The 22,616-nt window shown below is 62.3% G+C and carries 17 protein-coding genes and 1 tRNA gene; 12 read left to right on the top strand and 6 right to left on the bottom strand.

All coding sequences use genetic code 11. The annotated features are described in order from the left end of the window. The first annotated feature begins 52 nt into the window (after positions 1-52). The 5 genes from HSDC_RS09725 to HSDC_RS09705 all read left to right on the top strand — a co-directional run bounded on the left by HSDC_RS09725 (position 53) and on the right by HSDC_RS09705 (position 7,450). Complete coding sequence (locus tag HSDC_RS09725; protein ID WP_064699723.1) at positions 53-1,090, top strand: ABC transporter ATP-binding protein; 1,038 nt, start codon at positions 53-55, stop codon at positions 1,088-1,090. Positions 1,091-1,193: 103 nt separating this feature from the next. Next, a complete protein-coding gene (locus HSDC_RS09720; protein ID WP_064699722.1) occupies positions 1,194-3,359 on the top strand; it encodes an alpha-glucuronidase family glycosyl hydrolase in 2,166 nt (721 codons plus the stop codon). Between the two features lie 464 nt (positions 3,360-3,823). Next, positions 3,824-4,975, top strand: a complete 1,152-nt coding sequence (locus HSDC_RS09715) for a carbohydrate porin (protein ID WP_064699721.1) — start codon at positions 3,824-3,826, stop codon at positions 4,973-4,975. A 75-nt stretch (positions 4,976-5,050) separates the two neighbouring features. Continuing rightward, entirely contained in the window at positions 5,051-6,457 is a 1,407-nt protein-coding gene (locus HSDC_RS09710) for a sugar porter family MFS transporter (protein WP_064699720.1), read from the top strand. Positions 6,458-6,571: 114 nt separating this feature from the next. Beyond that, positions 6,572-7,450, top strand: coding sequence for an SMP-30/gluconolactonase/LRE family protein (locus tag HSDC_RS09705; protein ID WP_244534429.1), 879 nt, complete (start codon positions 6,572-6,574; stop codon positions 7,448-7,450). Positions 7,451-7,630: 180 nt separating this feature from the next. On the opposite strand, the gene HSDC_RS09700 is transcribed toward HSDC_RS09705, so the two are convergent. Further along, positions 7,631-7,707, bottom strand: a tRNA-Met gene (locus tag HSDC_RS09700). 189 nt (positions 7,708-7,896) lie between these two features. On the opposite strand from HSDC_RS09700, the gene phbB reads away from it, so the two are divergent. Beyond that, the gene (phbB, locus tag HSDC_RS09695) at positions 7,897-8,643 is read left to right on the top strand and encodes an acetoacetyl-CoA reductase (RefSeq protein WP_064699718.1); all 747 of its coding nucleotides are present in this window, start codon (positions 7,897-7,899) and stop codon (positions 8,641-8,643) included. A 49-nt stretch (positions 8,644-8,692) separates the two neighbouring features. Here phbB and HSDC_RS09690 read toward each other — a convergent pair whose 3' ends face one another. Next, positions 8,693-11,473, bottom strand: coding sequence for a DUF349 domain-containing protein (locus HSDC_RS09690; RefSeq protein WP_064699717.1), 2,781 nt, complete (start codon positions 11,471-11,473; stop codon positions 8,693-8,695). Between the two features lie 242 nt (positions 11,474-11,715). On the opposite strand from HSDC_RS09690, the gene minC reads away from it, so the two are divergent. The 4 genes from minC (at position 11,716) to sbcB (ending at position 15,172) form a co-directional block, all read left to right on the top strand. Then, the gene (gene minC, locus HSDC_RS09685) at positions 11,716-12,462 is read left to right on the top strand and encodes a septum site-determining protein MinC (RefSeq protein ID WP_064699716.1); all 747 of its coding nucleotides are present in this window, start codon (positions 11,716-11,718) and stop codon (positions 12,460-12,462) included. A 74-nt stretch (positions 12,463-12,536) separates the two neighbouring features. Next, positions 12,537-13,355, top strand: coding sequence for a septum site-determining protein MinD (gene minD, locus HSDC_RS09680; RefSeq protein WP_064699715.1), 819 nt, complete (start codon positions 12,537-12,539; stop codon positions 13,353-13,355). Continuing rightward, positions 13,352-13,603, top strand: a complete 252-nt coding sequence (gene minE, locus HSDC_RS09675) for a cell division topological specificity factor MinE (RefSeq protein ID WP_064699714.1) — start codon at positions 13,352-13,354, stop codon at positions 13,601-13,603. Before minD ends, minE begins: the two co-directional genes overlap by 4 nt. Before the next feature lie 75 nt (positions 13,604-13,678). Further along, positions 13,679-15,172 carry an exodeoxyribonuclease I gene (gene sbcB, locus HSDC_RS09670; RefSeq protein WP_064699713.1) on the top strand — a complete coding sequence of 498 codons (1,494 nt, stop codon included), beginning with the start codon at positions 13,679-13,681 and terminating at the stop codon, positions 15,170-15,172. A 108-nt stretch (positions 15,173-15,280) separates the two neighbouring features. Here sbcB and HSDC_RS09665 read toward each other — a convergent pair whose 3' ends face one another. Then, positions 15,281-18,115 carry an insulinase family protein gene (locus HSDC_RS09665; protein WP_064699712.1) on the bottom strand — a complete coding sequence of 945 codons (2,835 nt, stop codon included), beginning with the start codon at positions 18,113-18,115 and terminating at the stop codon, positions 15,281-15,283. Then, positions 18,112-18,801: an SOS response-associated peptidase gene (locus HSDC_RS09660; RefSeq protein ID WP_064699711.1), complete on the bottom strand. Its 690-nt coding sequence runs from the start codon at positions 18,799-18,801 to the stop codon at positions 18,112-18,114. The genes HSDC_RS09665 and HSDC_RS09660 overlap by 4 nt, the downstream gene beginning before the upstream one ends. 185 nt (positions 18,802-18,986) lie before the next feature. Here HSDC_RS09660 and HSDC_RS09655 point away from each other — a divergent pair, with 185 nt between their 5' ends. Both HSDC_RS09655 and HSDC_RS09650 read left to right on the top strand, forming a co-directional pair. Next, positions 18,987-19,604 carry a TetR/AcrR family transcriptional regulator gene (locus tag HSDC_RS09655; RefSeq protein WP_064699710.1) on the top strand — a complete coding sequence of 206 codons (618 nt, stop codon included), beginning with the start codon at positions 18,987-18,989 and terminating at the stop codon, positions 19,602-19,604. Positions 19,605-19,702: 98 nt separating this feature from the next. After that, positions 19,703-20,311: a 1-acyl-sn-glycerol-3-phosphate acyltransferase gene (locus HSDC_RS09650; protein WP_425292850.1), complete on the top strand. Its 609-nt coding sequence runs from the start codon at positions 19,703-19,705 to the stop codon at positions 20,309-20,311. Here HSDC_RS09650 and HSDC_RS09645 read toward each other — a convergent pair. Then, complete coding sequence (locus HSDC_RS09645) at positions 20,308-21,594, bottom strand: HlyC/CorC family transporter (protein ID WP_064699709.1); 1,287 nt, start codon at positions 21,592-21,594, stop codon at positions 20,308-20,310. The two genes, HSDC_RS09650 and HSDC_RS09645, sit on opposite strands and share 4 nt — an antisense overlap. A gap of 68 nt (positions 21,595-21,662) precedes the next feature. Then, complete coding sequence (locus tag HSDC_RS09640) at positions 21,663-22,463, bottom strand: cytochrome C assembly family protein (RefSeq protein WP_064699708.1); 801 nt, start codon at positions 22,461-22,463, stop codon at positions 21,663-21,665. Between the last annotated feature and the right edge of the window lie 153 nt (positions 22,464-22,616).

Here is a 22,616-nt window from a genome sequence, read left to right as displayed (position 1 = left end):
CGGCTCCTGCGCACCCGACAACCACAAATATACGCAATGACGAGATGATCTCATGGCTGAAGTATCGCTGGTCGAAATCGAAAAGACCTTCCGTGGCAAGACCACGGTCATTCCCAACCTCAACCTGCAGATTGAGGATGGCTCCTTTACGGTGTTGGTAGGCCCATCCGGCTGCGGCAAGTCGACCTTGTTGCGCATGATTGCCGGGCTGGAGACGGTGACGCGTGGTGCGATCCGTATCGACGGCCATGACGTGACGACTGCGGAACCCAGCGATCGTGACATCGCCATGGTCTTTCAGTCCTATGCGCTCTATCCGCATATGACCGTGGCGCGCAACATCGATTTTGGCATGCGCTTGGCCAAGATACCCGCACAAGAGCGACAGGCGAAGGTCGACGAAGCGGCCAGACTGCTCAACCTGGAAGACCTGTTGCAGCGCAAGCCGTCCGAACTTTCCGGCGGTCAGCGTCAGCGCGTGGCCATCGGTCGCGCCATCGTGCGTAATCCTGGAGTGTTCCTGTTCGATGAGCCGCTCTCCAATCTGGATGCAGCTCTGCGCAACCGCATGCGTGTCGAGCTCGCCGAATTACACCAGCGACTCAAGGCCACCATGGTGTATGTCACTCATGATCAGATCGAAGCCATGACCCTGGCTGATCGTATCGTGGTCATCAATGCCGGCAAGATCGAGCAGGTGGGACCGCCCATGGAGCTCTACCAACGTCCCGAGACATTGTTCGTGGCCGGTTTCATCGGCTCGCCGAAGATGAACCTGATCACGGGGGCCGTTGCTGAAGCCTATGGGGCCACGACGCTGGGCGTTCGTCCTGAGCACATGGAGGTCGATCGCGATAGCGGAGAGTGGCATGGGCGCATTCGGGTGGTCGAGAAGTTGGGGTCCGATGCCTTCGCTTATGTGGATAGCGAGCAGGTGGGTGCCTTGACGGTTCGCCTGCCTGGCGATGTCGACGTGAAAAGTGGTGACACCCTTTATTTGACGCCTCACCACGAACGACTCCATCCCTTCGATCGGGAGGGAATGCGCTTACCGGATACGGTCCTGGTGAAAGCCAGGGCCATTGCCTGATTCTCCCCGAGAACTGTGTCGGGGGCGGGGGTGAGGGTGGGTACTTCTCTGCCACCCTGGCCTTCGTTTCTCCACACGAAAACAACGAAGGAGTCATGCTTCTATGAAAAAGCGACGACACGGTGCCTGCCTTGGCCTGGCGATTCTCCTGGCCATGTTGATGACATCTCAGGCATGGGCCGAAGATGGCTATGATCTATGGCTGCGTTATCAACCCATCACTGATACCGAGGCGCTCGAGACTTATCGTGACGCCATCTCCGGTGTCTTGATCGAGTCTGAGTCACCGACTCTCGACATTGCCCGCGAGGAAATCTCGAGAGGCTTGAATGGGCTCCTCGGTGGTAACGTTCCCATGTTATCCGGAGCGCCGGAGGATGGAGCCCTGATCATTGGCACCCCGCAGGGATCCGAGATGATCGCCGAGCTCGACCTGGAGGGACTCGATCAGATCAACGACGACGGCTTCGTTATCCACTCCACGTCAGTGCGAGGTGAGCCCGCCACAGTGATCGCTGCCAATACGGATCAAGGGGTGCTCTATGGCGTCTATCACTTTCTGAGGTTGATCCAGACCCAGCAGCCGATCGACGACCTGGCGCTCGTGCAGTCTCCACGGATCGAGCGTCGAGTACTCAACCACTGGGACAATCTCGATCGTACGGTGGAGCGGGGCTATGCTGGCTTCTCGTTATGGGAATGGCACAAACTGCCGGACTACCTGAACCCGCGCTATATCGACTATGCGCGTGCCAACGCTTCGCTGGGTATCAATGGCACGGTGCTGACCAATGTCAATGCCGATGCCACCGTCCTCATGCCTCGCTACCTGGACAAGGTGAAAGCTCTTGCCGATCTTTTCCGTCCCTATGGGATTCGCGTCTACCTGACTGCCCGCTTCAGCGCGCCAATGGAGATTGGTGGCCTGGAAACGGCCGACCCGCTGGATCCTGACGTCCGGGCCTGGTGGCAGTCCAAGGTCGACGAGATCTATGAACGCATCCCTGATTTCGGAGGCTTTCTGGTGAAGGCGAACTCCGAAGGGCAGCCCGGACCAGGCGACTATGATCGTTCGCATGCCGAGGGAGCCAACATGCTGGCCGATGCGGTGGCTCCCCATGACGGCATCATCATGTGGCGAGCGTTCGTGTATTCTCCTGTGGCTGATGACCGGCACAAGCAAGCGTACGACGAGTTCGTGCCACTCGACGGCGACTTCCACGACAATGTGCTGGTGCAGGTCAAGAATGGCCCCATCGACTTCCAGCCTCGTGAGCCCTTCAATCCGCTCTTCGGTGCCATGCCGAGTACATCTCTGATGATGGAGTTCCAGATCACCAAGGAATATCTGGGACAAGGCACGCATCTGGCTTATCTGGCGCCACTGTTCAAGGAGGCATTGGACGCCGATACCTATGCTCAGGGCGAAGGGTCCACGGTTGCCAAAGTGATCGACGGAAGCCTGAGTGGTGATACGCTGACCGCCATTGCGGGAGTGGCCAACACGGGGACAGACCGCAACTGGACCGGCTCTCATTTCAACCAGGCGAATTGGTACGCTTATGGTCGCCTCGCCTGGAATCATGATTTGAGTGCTGAAGCCATCGCCGATGAATGGGTGCGCATGACGTATACCAATGATCCCGACTTCGTTGAACCGGTCAAGGCAATGATGATGGGGTCGCGTGAAGCCGTCGTCGATTACATGACCCCTCTCGGGTTGCATCATCTAATGGGGGAGAGTCATCACTATGGTCCTGCCCCTTGGATCGCTGACCGGGAGCGCGAGGATTGGACTAATGTGTACTACCATCGCGCCACGCGTGATGGAGTCGGGTTCGATCGTACCTCAGAGGGGACCAATGCCGTTGGGCAGTATGCTCCTCCAGTTCAGGAAATGTTCGAGGATGTCGACCGGACACCGGAAAAGTATTTGCTCTGGTTTCATCATGTCCCCTGGGATCATGAAGTGTCTTCTGGCCGTACCCTCTGGGACGAACTGGTGTACCGCTATAACCGAGGGGTCGAGTATGTTCGTGACATGCGGGATACGTGGGCTTCTCTCGAGGGCATGATCGACGAGCAGCGTTATCGTGACACCGAAGCTTACCTGGAGATTCAGGAGAAAGAAGCAATATGGTGGCGTGATGCCAGCCTGAGCTATTTCCAGACGTTCTCTGGCCAAGAAATCCCCGAAGAATATGAGTTACCCGCCCATACGCTGGAATATTATCAGAGCCTGAAGTTTCCTTTTGCCCCGGGTATCTGATTGAAGCCTCTCTTTCGGGTCACTCGAAGCGAGTGACCCGAAATGGTCGGTTCAGCCCAGCCAATCCATCTAGTGAGACAGTCACCGTCCTTCAGCGAGGCTGTATGGAAGCTTCGTGGGCGGGGCGGTAGCGCCTTATCATTACTGTTAGTAAATTAAAAATACTAACTCTAAGCACGCTACCGAGGTGGTGAGTATATTGGTGTCGTCTGCGAACCATGAATCGAAAGAAAGAGGCTTTATTTTCTACTAAGGTCGTGTTGCTGAATGTGTTCTTGAGGTCGACTATGCCTATATAGTTTGATCATTTTACTAAGTGTCAAGCTATCCTCGGAAGATGTCGTGATGGATGAGGGTTAGCCTTCCGAGAAAGGGTCCGATCGGCTTCGCCGATAGAGAAATGAATGGGCCGCCAAAACGACGTTATCACCATCGAACACAACAAGATGAATGGATGAGTTGGCATGCAATTAGCTCGATACAAGAAGCTCTCTCTCGCAGTGATGCTTTCCATGGGAAGTGGTGCGCCGGCTATGGCGGATGTGACCTATGAAGGAGAAGCCGGAACGCTGAGCGTTGGTGGCGACGTGGAGCTGAATATTAATGCCTATAACGAACACGAAGGGGGAAGCTCCCTTTTCCGGACCCAGTCAGGAGAGCGACTGGGAAGGGATGACCGCTTCAACCAGGATGGCCGAATCCTGATAGACATAAATGGTGATCGGCAGACATCCCGGCACTATGCGCGTTTCAAGCTTCAACCGCTATGGAATACCAGTGGCGATACAGGGGTTGACGATGCCTGGTTTGCGGTCGGCTCCCACACCGGTAGCGAGCTGAAGGTAGGACGGTTCGAGGCGTTTGACCTGTTTCCACTGGGGCAGGATGTTTTCGTCCAGTATAGCGGAAGTACCTCGAACAGCCTCTATAGCGATGGGCAAAGCTATGTCTATCAGGCGAGAGAAGGACGGGGGCGAGGCGATTCAGGGCAAATTGCCTTGAGCCATCGGTTCGGTGACACGATGTACACCGAAGTTGCCACCCTGTTCGGGGATCGGTCCGATCTGTTCGATGGCGATACATACCACGGCTATGATATCGAAGATGACTCCAAGAGTGCCGCCATTGTACGTCCAGTGATTGCCTGGACGCCAGAATCTTGGACCTTTGCAGTGGGGATGGAAGCTAACTTGGTAAATGATTCCGTCATTGATGAGAGAGGAGAGGATATCGGCGATAGAACAGGGTATGGTGCGAGGGTTTCCTATGGGCATGAAGGTCTCGATTTCAACTTAAATTTTGCCCATATGGAGGCTCATGAGGAAAGTAACTCCACTGTGGGTGTCAATACAGTATGGAATAATGTTGGAGTAGGGTATATCTATGCTGAGAACGATATCGATGATGTCAAGCCCGGCGCGAGCATGAAAGATATAACCCCGGCTGGGGTCAATAAGTCGAGCACATTATATTCGTCTTACCGGTTTGCAAATGTCCTGGGAATTAATCAGTTCGATACCTATGTAGGTGCATACTACAGCGAGGTGGATCACGACAATGGCGCTACGGAAACAGACCGATATGGTGCCAGGGTGAGGTTAAAGTATCTTTTCTGAAGCCAGTCCTTTCTATGACTATCTTGTTCGTTCCTGGCGTCCATAACTGGACGCCCTTTTTCAAGGAGATTGGAGATGGAGGGTCGAAAGCCTCTGAGTCGTTCCGCCTATATACTCATCATATGCTGTATTGCTGCCATTGGTGGCTTTCTCTTCGGCTTCGATAGTGGCGTGATCAACGGCACGGTCGAAGGTCTTCAGACCTCTTTCGATTCCGACAGCGTAGGCACCGGGTTCAACGTAGCCTCCATGTTGCTGGGCTGTGCCGTTGGTGCCTTCTTCGCGGGCCGCCTGGCGGACCGTTTCGGACGCCGTACCTTGCTGATCGTATCGGCGATATTCTTCCTGGTCAGTGCCTGGGGGTCCGGTATTGCCGATGCGTCCGTGGAATTCGTGATCTATCGCATTCTTGGTGGCATGGCAGTAGGGGCTGCCAGTGTGATGACGCCAGCCTATATCAGTGAAGTGGCTCCCTCGCGCTATCGTGGTCGGCTGGCGACCATCCAGCAGGTGGCCATCATTGGTGGGTTGTTCATGGCATTTCTGAGCAACTACGTGCTGGCCTATATCTCGAGTTCGGCGGTCGCCGAGCTGTGGTTTGGGTTCGCTACCTGGCGTTGGATGTTCTGGATGGAACTGTTGCCGGCGGCGGTGTTCCTTGTGGCGTTGTTGTTCATTCCTGAGAGCCCGCGATATCTGATCAGTAGTGGGCGACAGTCGGAGGCTCGCCACGTGCTGGGCCTGGTGATGTCTGAGCACGAGGTCGGTGACAAGCTCGATGAGATTCATGCCACCCTGGTGCAGGACCACACGCCACGCCTGAGTGATGTGGTCAACCGCGTGGCCGGCAAGGTGCATGGCATCGTCTGGGTCGGGATCGGCCTGGCGGTGTTCCAGCAACTGGTGGGCATCAACGTGGTGTTCTACTACGGCGCAGTGCTATGGCAGTCGGTCGGGTTCTCCGAGGGGGATGCCCTGTTGATCAACGTGATTTCCGGTGCCGTGAGCATCGGGGCCTGCCTGTTGGCCATTGCCCTGATCGACAAGATCGGGCGCAAGCCGCTGCTGTGGGCCGGTTCGGTGGGCATGGCGGTGACGCTGTCCTGCCTGGTGTTCGCCTTCTCTACGGCGACCATGGTCGACGGTAGCCTGGACCTCAGTGATGACATGGGGGTGCTGGCCCTGCTGGCCGCCAATGTTTACGTGTTCTGCTTCAATCTCTCCTGGGGGCCGGTGATGTGGGTGATGCTGGGAGAGATGTTTCCCAATCAGATGCGTGGTTCGGGGCTTGCCATCGCCGGGTTGTGTCAGTGGCTGGCCAACTTTGCCATCACCATGTCCTTTCCCGTCATGTTGGCCTCCATTGGGCTGGCGGGTGCCTATGGCTTCTATGCATTGTGTGCCGTGCTGTCGGCCTTTTTTGTACTGCGTTATGTCCGGGAAACCCGTGGCAAGGAACTCGAGGAGATGGCCTACGACTAGCGGGTCGATCATATCGCGCTTTATACGCGACGCGCCGACTTGCGGTCGGGGCGTCGCCCCTTGTGGCACCACCATCGGAAATGAACAGGGGTGAGCATGGAGACGGAGACTGGCATGAAAGTGGCGGTCGAGCTGGACATGAGTCTGGGTGAGAGCCCGTTATGGTCGGTGGCGCGGCAGACGCTCTATTGGGTGGATATCAATCGTGGCGCGATCTACGCTTGGCAGCCCGAGCGGGAGGCGGCGCCTTCGCGTATCGAGCTGGACGAAAAGGTCGGCTGCATTGCGCTGTGTGAGGCCGGCCTGCTCGCCGCAACGGCCTCGGGCATTGTCAGGCTGCATTGGCCGTTCGATGGTCGGAGCGAACGCCTGGCGGACAACCCTGAGTGGCGAGAAGACGAGGGCAACCGCTTCAACGACGGCCGCTGCGATAGCATGGGGCGCTTCTGGGCGGGAACGATCGCCGCCGATGAGTCTACCCCGTCTGCGGCCCTCTATTGTTTTGAGGAGGGAGAACTGGTGCGGCGCTGGTCTGGCCTTGGCATTGCCAATGGGCTGGCCTTCAGTCCCGATCGGCGCTGGTTATATCATACCGACTCGCTGACGCGGCAGATTCTACGCTATCCCTTCGATATGGAGAGTGGGACCACCGGCAAGCCTCAGGTCTGGGTGGATCTGGAGGCTCAAGGTTTGCCGGGAGTGCCGGATGGTGCGGCCGTGGATAGTGAGGGCTGCTATTGGAGCGCCCTCTATGGTGGAGGGCGTATCGTGCGTTTTTCGCCTCGGGGCGAGTTGATGAGTAGCGTCGAGGTACCTTGCCCGCATCCCACCATGGTGGCTTTTGGGGGGGCTGACCTTAAGACTCTCTATATCACCACGGCCACCCAGCATCTGAAGGCGCCAGAGAGAAGGCGCTGGCCTGCTGCCGGTAGCCTGCTCCGCATGCCCGTATCCACCGCCGGGCTGCCTGAACCCGTGGCCTCTTACTCTTAGGCAGGTCGGTAGCGTGGCGCGCCATGCCGTGTCTCAGGCGTTCGCCGCTTGCGGGCCGCAACCACAGGTTGTCTTGGTGCGTGAAAGCCGTGCCGGGAACTGCTGGCGGGCAGGTTTCTGTCGGTTGGCTGGACGCAAAGAAAAAGCCGGTTCCCTGAGGGAACCGGCTTTTTCGATATTTGGTAGCGGGGACCGGATTTGAACCGATGACCTTCGGGTTATGAGCCCGACGAGCTACCAGACTGCTCCACCCCGCATCAACGTGGGGCGTATTCTACACATCGTGAGCGCCGCGTCAACCACGGGTTTCGCTGGCACTTTCGTTCGTGCCGCGTTGGTCCATAATCTCAAGTGTCACATGGATGACCGCGCAGGGAGTGACACTGTCAGCAAGGCTCGCAATGGCATCATTCGAGCAAGGTGTGAACTGGAAAGGGAGCTGCCTTATGACAACAGAAACGTCTGTCGCTTGGGTGACGGGAGGAACCGGGGGAATCGGAACGGCGATCTGCCGTGCGCTGGCCGATGATGGGTATCGTGTGGTAGCGGGGTATCGCAGTCCCGACAAGGCTCGAGCCTGGCTGGAAGCTCAGCGGAATGACGGCTATACGAACATCGCGCTCGCGGGGGTTGATCTTTCCAGCCACGAGGATTGTGTGAAAGGCGCCCGGGAAATCCGCGATGCCCACGGGCCGGTCAGTGTGCTGGTCAACTGCGCGGGCATCACCCGCGACGGCACCCTGAAGAAAATGACGTCCGAGCAGTGGCACGAAGTGCTCGATACCAATCTCAATAGTGTGTTCAACACCTGTCGCAGCGTGATCGAGGACATGCTCGAACAGGGTTATGGACGCATCATCAATATCTCGTCGATCAACGGGCGCAAGGGACAGTTCGGTCAGGTCAACTATGCGGCGGCCAAGGCGGGGATGCATGGGCTGACCATGTCGCTGGCGCAGGAGACGGCCACCAAGGGCATTACCGTCAATACGGTGTCGCCAGGCTATATCGCCACCGATATGATCATGGAGATCCCCGACAAGGTTCGCGAGGCGATTCGTGAATCGATCCCGATGAAGCGCTTCGGAACCCCGGAGGAGATCGGGCGGCTGGTGACCTTCCTGGCCGACAAGGAGTCCGGCTTCATCACCGGTGCCAATATCGACATCAACGGCGGGCAGTTCATGGGCTGAGGGCCAGCAACTGCAGCTCCCGCGCCAGCTTCCATGGCGCGGGTTCCCTTCAGGGAGGCGGGAGCTGGGTCAGGCTTTCCAGGCTACGATCCAGCTCGCCCACTTCCCGATCCCACAAGGCCGGCGGGATTGGCCCGGTGGCGAGCAACTCGCACAGCACATCGCGCAGTTCCTCCGCCCGCGAGGGCGCCTGCCCCAGGTTGTCATTCAGGCGCTCCACCTGGATGGCGAGCCGCAGGGGATCGTCCCGTTGAGCGACCTGTCCGCCGGCGAGCAGCGCCAGATGGACGCGCACGCGCGCCAGACGTTCCTCGACTTCCGTGCGTTCCGGTGGGCTGCGGCGGGCGTCGTTGCGCCGCTTGTGGGCGTATTCCAGGTCGCTCGACAGCGCAGGCTCGCCGCTATGCTGGACATCCTGCGGCGATTCTCCTTCCAGGCTGGCCGCGTCGGCTCGCAAGTGAGCATCGAGCAGTGGCCGCACCCGGTGCCAGCGATGAACTTCTTCAGCCAGGGCAAGGCGCGCCAGGCGCTCGCGCCGCGCACGGATGATGCCCGACCAGCGTTTCCGCATGCCCTCGCTGCGCCGGCCATGAGGCAGCAGCTCGAGTGCCAAGGCCTCGTTGATGGCCTCATCGAGACGGGAGGCGTCGTCACTGGAAGTGGGGTGCCAGGCGTCCCAGCGCTCGATCAGGGCCTGCATGGCCTCGAGTTTTGCCTTGTTGCTGCTGTCGTGCTGCTTGCGGGCGGTATCCCGGCTGGCGAATATCTCGTCGCAGAGGTGGCGGAACTCGCGCCATAGGGTCTTCTCTTCATGGCGCGGCGCGCGCCCGAGGGCGCGCCAGCGTTTCTGCAGCGACTTGGCCTGTTCTGCTTGTCGTGCCGCCGGCTGTTCGCTGTCGCGCAGTTGGCGTGCCTCATCGATCAACTGGCGCTTGGCATCGGCAACCTCGCTGGCACGGCGTTCGATCAGGGCCTGGAGGGCATGCCGAATACGTCCAAAGCGGCGGCCGATGGCCTCCGCCTGATCGCGAGGGACCGGCGAATGGCGTCGCCATTGCTGACGGGCTCGGTCGCGGATTTCGCGCAGGGCATCGGGATCTGCCTGGTTCGATGGTTGCTCGAGCAGGGTTTCCAGTTGCTCGCAGAGCGCCTCCCGGGCTTCCAGGTTGCGCTGTCGTTTCGCCTGCTGTTGCTGACGCCATGGCGCCAGGCGTTCGTGGATGCGGTCCGAAGCGGCGCGGAACCGAGTCGATTGCTCGCGGTTGGCGGCGGCATCGCCGAGGTCCTTCCATTCCTTGATCAGTCGGCGATGGTGACGGTCGAGTTCGGCATCACCGAGCGTGTCGTCGTCGGCGAGTGCCGTGATGTCCTTGCAGAGCTGATCGCGCTTGGGCCCTGCCACGAAGCCTCGCCAATCGCGTAGCTCGGCGAGCCGGGCGCCCAGGCGCTTGAGCCGGGCGGTGTCGATGCGCTGGCGGGGAAGTTCGTCGGCCTGCTGGCGCAGGCGCTGATGAAGGCGGCTGGCACCCTTGAAGGCACCGCTTTCCAATAGCTGCTCGAGTTGAGCCAGATCGTCGCTGAAGCGGGCCAGGCGCGCTTCGAGGTCGTCATCCGCCGGCACTTGTTGTTGCCGTGCGAGCTGGTCGCGGGCTCGCTTCAGCAGTGGGGAAGGCGGGAGCTCGTCGGGCCAGCCGCAAGCATCGACCAGGGCGGCGAGGCGTTCGTCGTCACCGTCCTTCAGGGCCTGCTGGAGGGCGTCGGCACGTTCGTCCAGGCGCACGCGGGCCTGGACGATGCGGTCATAGCTTGCCAGGGCCGCGTCGTAGCGCTGGCGGAGCGCATCATCGGCGAGGTGCTTGTCGGAAAGCGCCTGCCAGCGGCTGGCCATCAGCTGCTTCTGCGATTTCAGGCTGGCGATGTCCTGATCGGCGAGGCGCTCGCCGTGACGCAGGCCGTCGAGGCTTTCCTCCAGCGCCTCGACCAGGGATTCGCGGGCCTGGTCGGCATCCTCGCGCTGGCGGTCGGCGGCGTCCTGGGCGTGTTCGTGGGCTTCGTGGTCACTGATGACCTTGCGGCAGCGTAGACAGGCGTCCTGGTAGCGACGTTCCTGGTCGGCCTCGGGGGTGTCTTCCAGTTGCGTCCATTCGCGTACCAGATGACGGAATCGTCCGGCATATAACGGTTCCCAGGCGCTGTTGGCGTGCGCCTCCAGCTTTTCCAGCAAGTCCCGGCGGCGTTCCCGGGCCGCCGCCAGGGAGGCCGCATCGGTGCGCAATCGGTTGAGGCGTTCGCGAGCGAGACGTGTCACGCGGCGATCCCGCCGAGCCTCGTTGACCAGGCGCGTCAGGCCTGCCTCGCTGGTGACCCGTTCGGCGGCGGCATGACGAACCGCCGCGATGCCGTTCTCGCAGGCTTGCCGAATCAGGGCGGGTTCGGTGTCGAGCCGTGCCAGGGCGGCAAGGCGCAATTGCTGGTTGTCGCCTTCCAGGGCAAGCCGCTCGAGCATCGCCGGATCGTCGAGCGTTTCGGCCAGGGCGATGCGGTGGCCCAGGTCGTGATGGCCCGCCCGACCGATGAGCAGCATGACCAGGCGTTCGCGCAGCTCCGCTGACTCGCCTTGCTCGGCGCGCAGGGTCAACAGGCGATCCGGGTCATCCAGCCGTTCCAGGGCGGCGTGACGCACGCTGCTGTCCTCGTCGACGGCGAGCCGCTCCAGCGCCTGGCGCTGGTCGTCGCGCTCGGGGTCGAGTCGTAAGGTGGCCTGGCGGCGGACCTCGGGGTCCGGGTGCCGCCAGCGTGGGGCGAACAATCGGCGAATCAGTCCTGACATGATGGTCCCGGCGAGGTCGCGGCTTGGCGGCGACACAGTAGGATGAACAGGGGCGGGCGAAATTGGCCCGACAAGTATCTAAGCATGCGTCGGCGCGGCAGAAAAGGGCGTCGAGCAGGAGTGTTGCCGTTACGAGACACTGACACGAAGGGGGCGTTGGGCTTATGATCAGTTGCAGGGTCCGGGGCTCTCGCTTAGCTTGGGAGCTGTATCCCGACCATCACCCGACGTGGAGTTCGGCAATGAGTCTCAAAGTGGAAAGAGACGGCATGGCATTCACCTTCAAGGGCGGTATGTTGCCGATGACGGTCATGGAGTTGGCCAGTGCCGATCCAGAGCACATTCGCGAGCAACTCGCTGGCAAGCTCAGTCAATCTCCGGCCTTCTTCCATCATACCCCGGTGGTGCTCAACGTCGAGCACCTCGATGAGCCGCATCTGGCGCTCGAACGGATCTGCGCGGTATGCCGCGCCCACAAGCTGCTGCCGGTGGCCGTGCGCGGCGGCCCGGATCCTGTCAAGCAATCGGCCTGGGCCCTGGGGCTCGGCTGGTTCCCGCCCCAGGAGGCGGATCGGCCTCGTTCCCTGGAGAGCGTGCCGGTAAGCGAGGCACCGGTGCCTGATGCTGAGGACGACGCGCCCCCCGTGGCCGATGAGATGGCGGGAGGCCGCATCTTTCGCGGTACGGTGCGCTCGGGCCAGCAGATCACCTCGCCCGAGGGCGATCTGGTCGTGGTCGGCGCGGTCAATGCCGGCGCCGAGGTGCTGGCCGGTGGCAGCGTGCATGTCTACGGGCCTCTGCGCGGTCGCGCCCTGGCCGGTATCCACGGTAACACCCAGGCCGGCATCTTCTGCCGCGAGCTGCGCGCCGAGCTGCTGTCCGTGGCCGGCAATTACAAGCGGCTCGAGGATATCGATCCGCGCCTGCTGGGTACCGCGATCCAGGTGCGCCTGAGCGAGGCGCAACTGAGTATCACGCCGTTGGACTGACACGGCCACACAACGACGATTCGGTGGCGCGTGGCGCCGCCCTTTCTCCCAACATGACAAACAGGATGTGACACTTGGCAAAGATCATCGTTGTGACCTCCGGCAAGGGTGGGGTCGGCAAGACAACCAGTGCAGCTGCCGTCGCCACGGGCCTGGCCCTGCGCGGGCAGAAGACCGTGGTGATCGACTTCGACGTCGGATTGCGGAATCTCGACCTGGTCATGGGCTGCGAACGTCGTGTGGTCTATGACCTGGTCAACGTCATTCAAGGCGAGGCGGGACTCAATCAGGCCTTGATCCGCGACAAGCGGATCGACAACCTGCATATCATGCCGGCCTCCCAGACGCGGGACAAGGACGCGCTGACCCTGGAAGGCGTGGAGCAGGTGCTCGAGACCCTGAACAAGGATTTCGATTACATCATCTGCGATTCTCCCGCCGGCATCGAGCGTGGAGCGCAGCTGGCCATGTACTTCGCCGACGAGGCGATCGTGGTCACCAATCCCGAGGTGTCCTCGGTGCGCGATTCCGATCGCATCCTTGGCCTGCTGTCCTCCAAGACGCGTCGTGCCGAGCGTGGCGATGACCCGATCAAGGAACACCTGCTGATCACCCGCTATAATCCGAATCGTGTGGATCGAGGCGATATGCTCAATCTCGAGGACATTCGCGAGATCCTGGCCATCAATCTGGTGGGCTTGATTCCGGAGTCCGAAGCGGTGCTGCGGGCCTCCAACCAGGGCGTTCCGGTCACCCACGACGATGCCAGCGATGCCGGTCAGGCCTATGCCGACACGGTTTCCCGGTTGCTCGGCGAGGAGGTTCCCCTGCGTTTTCATGAATACCAGAAGAAGAGTCTGTTGAGCCGCATGTTCGGAGGAGGCCGCCGGTGAAGCTACTCGATTTCCTGAAGCGCGAGCGCAAGCAGTCCGCCTCCGTCGCCAAGGAGCGGCTGCAGATCATCGTTGCCCACCAGCGCAGCCAGCGGGGGCAACCGGATTACATGCCGATGCTCGAGAAGGAGTTGCTGGAAGTGATCCGCCGCTATGTCCAGGTCGAGGATGATGCCATCAATATCAATCTGGACAGCGAGGACAACTGCTCCGTGCTGGAGCTGAACGTCACGCTTCCCAGAGCGTGAGATGGCGGCTGAGCCGCCGGCGGGGCTGTGCTAGGCTGTGGCTTCATGTCCCAGCCCACTCGGAGTGCATCGCCCATGGCGCAGAAGAAAGCCGCCCCGCTGACCTTCCTGTGGCACGATTACGAGACGTTCGGGGCCGACCCGCGTCGTGATCGGCCGTCACAGTTCGCCGCCATTCGCACCGATGCCGATTTCAACGAGATCGGCGAGCCCGTCGAGCTGTTCTGCAAGCCGGCCGACGACTATCTGCCGCACCCCCAGGCTTGCCTGATCACCGGCATCACGCCGCAACAGGCCAAGCGGCGCGGTCTTCCCGAGGCCGAGTTCGCCGGGCGGATCCAGGCCGCGATGAGCGAGCCGGGTACCTGCGCACTGGGTTACAACAACCTGCGCTTCGATGACGAAGTGGGGCGTCATCTCTTCTACCGCAACCTGATCGATCCCTATGCCCGGGAGTGGCAGAACGGCAATTCCCGCTGGGACCTGATCGATGTGGTGCGCGCCTTTCATGCCCTGCGACCCGATGGCATCGTCTGGCCGACTCGCGACGATGGCTCGCCGAGCTTCAAGCTCGAGGATCTGACGGCGGCCAACGGCATCGAGCATGCGGGAGCGCACGATGCCCTGGCCGATGTTCGGGCGACCATCGAACTGGCGCGACTCTTGCGACGCAGCAATGCCAACCTGTTCGATCACTTGCTGGCCATGCGCGGCAAGCGTGCGGTGGGTCAGGCCATCGATGTGGCATCGCGCAAGCCGGTCCTGCACATTTCGCGCCGTTATCCGGCGAGCCGGGGGTGCAGTGCTCTGGTAATGCCATTGGCGGAGCACCCGACCAACCCCAACGGGGTCATCGTCTATGATCTCGCCGTGGACCCCGAACCTCTGCTGTCGATGGATGCACAGCAGATTCGCGAGCGGGTCTTCGTCAGCAATGATGATCTGGCCGAGGGCGAGTCGCGCATTCCGCTCAAGGTCATCCATCTCAACAAGTGTCCGGTGATCCTGCCTGCCAATGCGCTCAAGGATGCCAGCGGGCCGCATCGGGGCGAGTATGGCGAGATCGTCGAACGCCTCGGCGTGGATGTGGCCTCCTGCCGACGCCACTGGAAGCTGCTGGCGGCGAACCCGGATGTCTCGGCTCGAGTTGCCGAGGTGTTCGCCGGGCCGCCCCCGGAGACACCTCAGGATCCCGACCTGATGCTCTACGCCGGCGGCTTCTTCTCGCCATCCGATCGCCAGCAGATGCAGCGGGTCCGCGACAGCGATCCCTGGGATCTGGTCGGCGCGAGCTTCGCCTTTCAGGATCCCCGGCTCGAGGAAATGCTGTTCCGCTACCGGGCCCGCAGCTACCCGGATACCCTGACCGGCGAGGAGCAGTCGCGCTGGGAGACATTTCGTTGGGAGCGCATGAACGATGCGACGGTTGCCGGCTTCACGCTGCCCGAATTCGCGCGGGAGATCGAGCGGCTCAACCAGGTGGCGCTGACGGATCGAGAGCGTCAGATCCTCGAGGAACTGGTGATGCACGTGGAAGCGATCATGCCGGCCCAGGCCTTCGGCGAATGACAGTGACCGCCGCTAGGTGAGCCCGCCTCGAGACGACATCGCCCGGCCTGTGCCGGGCGATGTCCGTTATGGAACACATGCATCAGCGCCGCCTTGCGGCATGCTATGTCAGTGTTCCTGTTTCGGCAGTGGCGTCAGTTCCGCCTTGAGGGACAGCACGTCGCTGGCGCTGTCGCCCGGGTCGTGGGTGATATTGACCGTGGGCCCTTGCGTCAGGTCGCGCCAGGTCTCGCGAAGCGCGTCGGGCGTCACCTCCATCACGCGTTCGGCGAGTCGCTGCCGGTGGTCGAACCCGGTGTCCTCAAGGGCCAGCGCCTGCCACAGGCGATTGGTACGGCCCGCCAGGCTGGTGTCGCGCTGCAGCAGGTCGTCGCGTACCGCCTGGCGATAGGGGGCCAGGTCGCTGGCCTTCAGGCCGTCGAGGCGTGTGTTGAAGCCGTCGATGAAGGCATCGATGCGTTCCTGGATGGTTTGGCTTGGCGTGTCTGGCGATTGCACCAGAAAGGCGATGCCCGGGGCATCGAGCAGTGGCCGATAGCCGGCGTTGACCACGTAGCCCAGCTGCTGCTCGGTGCGTAGCTGCTGGTAGAAGGGGGTCTCGAGAAGCCGTCCCAGCACCGAGAGCCTGGCTTGTGTCGACAGCTCGCGGTCCGCCCCCTGCAGGTAGCGCATGACCAGGAATTCTTCACGTTCGGTGTCGGGCTTCAATGCGGGAAGCGACTTGCTGGCGCGCAAGGTCTCCAGTTCGGGAATCGCGTCGTGGGAGAGCTGTGGTCGCAGGTCCTCGGCGACGCGGCGCGCCTGCTGTTCTGCCTGCTCGGCGTCCAGGTCGCCGACAGCCATGGCCTCGAGATGCAGCTCGTCGAGGAAGGCCTCGCGGAAGTCGCGCAGTGCCTGGGCATCCAGGTCCTCGCTGGCCGCGAGCAGCGCCTCGGGGGACCACTGCGGGCGAATCAGGGCTTCGGTCAGGGTGCGGCCGGCCTGTCGGTAGAGGTCGTCCTGAGGCGCGTTGCGCCAGCCTCGACGCAGGCGTTCGCGAACCCGTTCGACGCTGTCGGGCTCGATCTTGCCGTCGTGCAATTGTTCCAGCACGCGCTCGATCAGCCGGTCCTGGCGATCCCGCCAGCCGGAAAACGACAGCGTGATGCCCCGGGCGTGTGCATAGGCTTCGAAGCCGTGTCCGGCCAGGCGTGCGGGGTAGAGTGCTTCGTTGAGGCTGTCCTGCAGCCAGCCGGCGAGCAGCCGGGACAGGGCGGCCTTGCGGGCGTCATGGCTGGCGTCGGGGTGCTGAAGACTGAAGCGCCACTCGACCTTGGGGGTGTCGAAGCTGGCATCGCGCATGTGCCAGAACTCGAAGCCCGGCTCGTCGAGGCGTTTCCGGGGCTGCTCGTCCTGTTGGCCGTCGAACAGTTCGAGATCCTCGGCGATGTAGGGGTTGGGCTCGGGCAGCGACAAGCCTGCCAGAGGCTGGGCGCTGTCGTCTTCGAGGGCGACCGGGGTCCAGGGAGTGTCGAACCAGGGCGAGGTACGCTCTCCTTCCACCTCGGGGCCGCTGTAGAGTCTCAGCATGTTGTCCGGACGCAGTGCCGACAACCAGGTATCGATGCCCGAGGCATCGAAGCCGTCCATGCGGTAGGGGGCGTAATTGACGTCCTCGACGGGATAGCGAGAAAGGTTCATCGACAGCCGCATGGCATCGTCCAGGGCGGAGCCGTGCTGCTGGAAGCGGAATGCCTGTTCGGCGAGCCGGGCCTGTTCGTCGTAGCGCCATGCCTCGACGCCGTTGTCCCGGATGGCGCGGATCGCGGCAAACAGGCTGGCCTGGATGCGCTGGATGTGTCGCGAGCCTTCCGGCGTCAGGCTGATGTCCACCTGGAACAGAGCGTGCTGGCCATCGCCGCGGGTCACGCCGGCGGAGAGTCCGTCGGCCCAGCCGGCATCGCGCAATATGGCGAGCAGGCTGCCATTGCCTTCGTGGCCGAGCAAGCTGGCCAGATAGCTGGCCGACTTGTGGCGATAATCGGTGATCGGGTCGGGGACCGGGAAATAGAAGCTCAGTTGGCGGCTGTCACGCAGCGACTTGAGCCTGGCTGCCGCGGGCAGGCGCGACGCGTCGGCGAGTGGTGTCTCGATGATCGGGCGCGACAGGCCCCGGTCGGGCACGTCGCTGAAGTTCTCGCGTACCAGCGTTTCCAGTTCGTCCAGAGGCTGCGGCGCGACCACGGACAAGTGCATGACATGGGCGCCATAGTGATCGCGGTAGAAGTGCTGGATGCGCTCGCGCAGGCCGGGCTCGCCTTCGGGCCTGTCGGCCAGGGTCTCCAGGCTGCCCACCGAAAAACCGGTGGTGGGGTGCTCGGGATTGAGCAGTTGATTGAGCACGTCGTTGCGACGGCGTCCTTCGTTGCGCTTGCGGGCGATGTATTCCGAATGGACGACCTTGCGCTCGTTCTCCAGCCGGTCGGCATTGAACAGCGGATTGACGAAGAAGCGGCTGAAGCGATCCAGGGCGCCGGACAGGGCATCGGGCTCGATGGAGAAGAAATAATTGGTGTCCTGGGACGCCGTGAAGGCATTGTGCTGACCGCCGTGGCGCGTCAGGTAGCTTTGGTAGGCGTCGGCTTCCGGATAGCTTTCGGTGCCCAGGAACAGCATGTGCTCGAGGTAATGAGCCAGGCCGGGCAGGTCATCGGGATCCTGGGCACTACCTACGTCCACGTTCAGTGAGGCGGCGGCCTTGTCGGCCTCGCTGTCGCTGACCAGCAGGGCGGTGAGCCCGTTGTCCAGGGTCAGGACGCGGTAGTCTCGCTCGTCGTGGGGGCTGACGCGGGGCGTGGTGACCTGTTCGGTATCGTGGGTCGCCTGCTGGGCGATGCTGGTGCCGGGCAGCAGCATGGCCAGTGCCAGCGAAGCGGCCAGGCATGGGCGTGATGGTCGGATCATCGTGTCTCCTGTTCGGGATTCCTGCGTAGCATGGGGCCGATGGGGTAGGCGCAGGAGGCTTCCTGGTTGCCGGGATCATTCACCCCTCTTGATACAGGAAAAGCGCCCAACAGTTCCTCGTCTGCCGGCATCAGGCGCTGGCGGGCATCGGCAGTCGGTGTTTGCGGGTCGAGCCAGGGGATGGCGTCGTCGGGCTCGATCACTGCCGGTAACCTGTCGCTCAGCGGAGAGAGCAGGGAAGGGCTGGGGACCGTGATCAGTGCCAGGGAGTCGTTGTATTCGGTGAGGGTGGTGTGAAAGCGGCACCACAGGCCGGCCAGCAACAGAGGACCACGATCGACCCGGGTGACCAGGTAAGGTTGCTTGGCCCGAGGCATGGGACGCCACACGTAGACGCCGCCGACCGGCACCAGGCAGCGTCGGGCCGCGAAGGCGTCGCGAAACATGGCGCGCGATTCCAGTGATTCCGCCCGCGCGCAATGAGGGGCGTGGTCGAGCACCTTGAGCCAGGGTGGCGTCAAGCCCCAGAAGGCCCGGCCGAGCCGGGGGCGCCCCGCCTCCAGGCGAATCAGGGGAAGCGGTTGTCGAGGGGCGAGGTTGGTGCCCGTGAGCGGCGTCTCGTCCACGGCCAGATCCGGCAGCAGGCGGTCGAGAGCGAGGGGCGGAATGTAGAGTCGGCCGGCCATGGGACCTCCGGGATGTGGTGCGACAGGGTAACCAAGACACGGGGGCGAGAAAAGCGACTGTCGTCACCGGGCTTGCGTTGCGCGACAAGGACGATATGCTATTGGAAACAGTGTTCGCTTCCTGTCATGCTCGATGGCATGGCTGGCGCGACTCGCTGTCCTTTCCATACCCCGCGAGGAAGCCGATGGCTCGACCCAGACAGCATGCCCCCGAGACGCTCCATGCCCAGGTCATGGCGGCCTGTGACGCCTGGCTTAAGGAGCATCCGGTGCATACGCTGTCGCTGCGCTCCCTGGCCCGCGAGGTCGGCTGTGCGCCGAGCACGCTGCTAAAGCTCTACGGCAGCTTCAACAACCTCTTGCAGCACGTCAACATCGAGACCTTGGGGCGCTTGCGCGTTGCCATCGACCCCCTCCTCGAGGAAGGCTCACCGGAGCAGCGCCTCAAGGCGCTGGCGCTGGCCTACTGGGAATTCGCGCGTCGGGATCCCTATCGCTGGCAGTTGCTGTTCGACTACCCGCTGGCCCAGGAAGGCGAACTGGATCGTCGTCAGAGCGACATGATCGAGGCGTTGTTCCTGCGTGTGGAAAACACGCTGAAGGAACACCAGCCGGCACTGGACGACATGCAGGCGCGCCGTCTGGGCCGCACGCTGTGGGGCAGCGTGCATGGCCTGGTGCAGCTCGGGCTCAACGAGCGCCTCGGCTATTGGCAGAGCGAGCCGCTGGAAGTCGAGGAGTTGCTCGATCAGTTGTCGACCACCATGCTGGCTGGCCTGAAGACGCCTCCCGAATCGCCGTGACGCCTCTGACGACATGGGGCGCGCCGCTGCTGGCTCTGGCGGCGCTGCTCTGGTGGATAGCCCGCTCGCCGCGCACCTTGATCCGACGGATGGTGTTCATGACGGTGCACCTGATGTATCGCATGCGCTTCCAGGGGCGTCGCCATATTCCGGCTCATGGCCCTGCTCTGGTCGTCTGCAATCATGTCGGTTTCGTGGATGCCCTGGTGATCGGTGGGGCCAGTCCGCGGCCGTTGCGCTTCATGATGGATCGCCCCATCTACGAATCCCGTTGGCTGAACTGGCTGTTCCGGCTGGTGGGCGCCATCCCCGTCGATTCCGATCGCCGCGACCCGGGCGGTTTGCGGCGTGCCCTCGATCAGGTCAGCCAGGCCCTGCGCGACGGTGAGGTAGTGATGCTTTTCCCCGAGGGGCGCTTGACCCCCAACGGCGATATCCAGCCATTCCGGCGAGGCCTGGAGTTGATCCTGGCCCGGGACGCGGTGCCCGTGGTGCCGGCCGGCCTGGCCGGCTTGTGGGGCTCCTGGACCTCGCATTGCGGTGGTCCGGCGTTGAGCAAGTGGCCACGCCGTTTCCGGGCGAGGGTCGCGCTCTATTTCGGCGAGCCGGTGCCTCCCGAGGAAGCCGAACTCGACCGCCTCGAAGCCCGAGTGCGGGCACTCAAGGCGGAGGCGGATGCCTGGGTGGAGAGCGGGCGGCGCGCCTAGCTCGTGGCGACGACGGCGCGGCGTACCGCCTGCCAGCAGCGTGCCGCGGTGATCAGGTTGTCGCGAACCTCGAGGATCTCCATGCGTACCGGGCCGATCTCCAGGCAGACTGGCCCCTCGGGGAAGGATTCCAGGTACTCCAGGATCAAGCCATTGAGGGTCTTGGGGCCGTCGGTGGGGAGCTGCCAGCCCAGCGACTTGTTGATATCCCGGATGTTGGCGGTGCCGTCGATGACGTGGCTGCCGTCTTCCTGGGGATGGATGTCTTGATCCTGGCTGGCCACGTCAGTGGTGAACTCGCCGACGATCTCCTCGAGAATGTCCTCCAGGGTCACCAGTCCTTCCACGTCGCCGTACTCGTCGACCACGATGCCGATGCGCCGCTTCTGCTTCTGGAAATTGAGCAACTGGGTGTGCAACGGGGTCGACTCCGGAATGAAGTAAGGCTCCCGGGCTTCCTGCACGATGGCCGCCTTGGTCACCTCGCCGCGCGACAGGAAGCGTGCCGCATTGCGCAGGTGCAGCATGCCGATGATGTTGTTGATGTCGCCCTTGAAGACCGGCAGTCGGGTGTGCTGGCTAGTGCGTATCTGGGCGAGGATGTCGTCCAGGTCGTCATCAAGGTCGATGCCCGAGACTTCGTGGCGGGGCACCATGATGTCATTGACCGTGACATTCTCGAGATCGAGGATCGAGACCAGCATGGCCTGGTGGCGGCGAGGAATCAGCGGCCCTGCTTCATGGACCACGGTGCGCAGCTCGTCACGGGTCAGGTTGTCGCCGTCGCCTTCGATGTTCTTCACGCCGAGCAGGCGCAGCAGGCCATTGGAAATGACGTTGACCAGCCAGACCAGCGGATAGAGCAGCTTGAGCAGCGGTTCGAGGATCAGCGACGCCGGATAGGCGATGCGGTCAGGCTTCACCGCGGCGTAGGTCTTGGGGGTGACCTCGGCGAAGATCAGGATCGTGATGGTCAGCAGGGTGGTGGCGACCGCGGGCCCCGTGACATCGCCGAAGAAATGGATAGCGATGATGGTGGCGATAGAAGCCGCCAGGTTGTTGACGAAGTTGTTGCCGATCAGGATGACGCCGATCAGGCGGTCGGGGCGGCCGAGCAGGCGCATCACGCGCTGCGCGCGCCCTTCGCCACTACCGGCCCGATGGCTCAGGCGATAGCGGTTGATCGACATCATGCCGGTCTCGGAGCTTGAGAAGAAGGCGGAAAGGCAGATGAGCAGCAACAGTAGGCTGAACAGCAATCCCAAAGGGAAATCGTCGTTCAAGTCTAAGGGTCCTCAATCAAGGGTCAGGCTCGAGTTGTAGGGACTGGGCCGGGCACTGTCAAGGCAACTCAGCCCCGGGTCAGCAATACCTCGAGAACGAACTTGCTGCCGAAGTAGGCCAGCAGCAGCATCAGATAGCCGACCAGGGTCCAGCGGACGGCACGCATGCCGCGCCACCCCAGCCAGTGATGGCAGGCCAGCAGGATGGCGAAGATCACCCAGGCCAGCAATGAGAGTACCGTCTTGTGCACCAGGTGCTGGGCGAACATGTCCTCGACGAACACGAAGCCGCTGGCGATCGCCAGGCTCAGCAGGACCATGCCGGCCCAGATCAGCTCGAACAGGATGCGCTCCATGCTGGTCAGAGGCGGCAGTGACTGGACCACGCCACGGATGTGGTGGTGGCGCAGCGCCTGATTCTGCACACCAAGCAGGATCGCCTGGAAGGCGGCGATCGCCAGGAAGGCGAAGGCCAACGCCGAACTCAGGGCATGCAGGGCAATGCCCGGCGTCATGCCGGGATGACGTTCGGGGCTGGGCAGGCCGATGGCCAGCAGCAGAGTGAGGCCGGCCAGCGGGAAGAGGCCGGCGGCCACATTGAGGACCGGTTTGAACAGGCTGACTACCAGCAGCGTCAGTACCGCCAGGCCGCTGGCCAACACCGCGCTGGTGGACAGGCCGGGCAGCATGGAGTCGCCCTGGTCGAGCAGGCCGATGGCGAGTGGCAGGTGGCAAAGCAGCCCCAGCAGGCCGAAGCTGCGCACCAGTGCGGTGCGCGGGGGCACCCGTCGAGCCAGGGTAAGGCCCTGCCAGGAAGCGGCCGCAACGTAGAGGATGAAGGCCATGACGGCAAGTGGGAGCGCGTGCATCGATGCTATCCGTGCGCCTTCGCCAGCGCCTGGTGACATGAAATGGAACGATTACTATACCGAATCGTCCCGATGCCTGACAGCCGCGAACGAAAGATGATGGTAGCCACTCGTGGAGACTCGTGGTCACAAGGCGTATAATTTTTGGCCATT

The organism is Halomonas caseinilytica (assembly GCF_001662285.1).
Taxonomy (GTDB): Bacteria; Pseudomonadota; Gammaproteobacteria; order Pseudomonadales; family Halomonadaceae; genus Halomonas; species Halomonas caseinilytica.
The sequence above is the reverse complement of the archived record's forward strand: the minus strand, read 5'-3'. Positions and strand labels throughout refer to the sequence as shown.